Below are 607 nucleotides of genomic sequence, written 5' to 3'. Positions count from 1 at the left end.
TTACGATCAATTCCTAATATTAAAGAGTATGTAACTATTCAACGTTAAGGTAGGCGATAAGCATGTCTGTAATGGAAGACAAAGCAATTGAAGAAACCTTTGAAGAATTCAATGATTTCCAGTTCTATGTAGATAATATGATTCAACAAGCAATTGAAATTTTAGAAGAGCAAAAGTCAAAAGGATTACTGATTGAAGGTACTTTTGAAAATGATGAGTGGCGCTTTATATGCGACACTCGTCATTCGAGCGTTTACTTTAATTTTTCAACTATGAGAGAAAGAATGACATTTTGGAATGTAGATTCTACTCTTATCGTTCAAGCTTTAAAATGTTGGATTGTTACTTTAATTCCCTATCGTTCCTTAGAATCCCTTAATAAATACCATAAATATGTTGAGAACTTTCTTACGCTATCTCATGCATGTAGTGAAGATTTATTAGAACAAACTAACAATCACCTTCTTTATGAATGCGATGATAGAGCACGATGGAACCTATGTATTCCTACTCTCAATTTCATTGATTTTTATGAAGAAATTGACGTTAAGCAAACTTATAAAAAAATGCTTGTAGACATAAAAAAAGATATTGATATTCAAAAGGT

Annotated in this window: 1 protein-coding gene; it reads left to right on the top strand. The window is 31.0% G+C overall.

The window, feature by feature from the left end; translation table 11 throughout:
* Positions 1–71 precede the first annotated feature (71 nt).
* Positions 72–607 (top strand): hypothetical protein (locus tag RCF13_RS03815; protein ID WP_308140888.1); only part of this gene is annotated, 536 nt, incomplete at its 3' end.

This window comes from Stenotrophomonas maltophilia group sp. RNC7 (assembly GCF_030910085.1).
In the GTDB taxonomy this organism is placed as follows: domain Bacteria; phylum Pseudomonadota; class Gammaproteobacteria; order Xanthomonadales; family Xanthomonadaceae; genus Stenotrophomonas; species Stenotrophomonas sepilia.
This window is presented reverse-complemented; position numbering and strand designations above follow the sequence as displayed.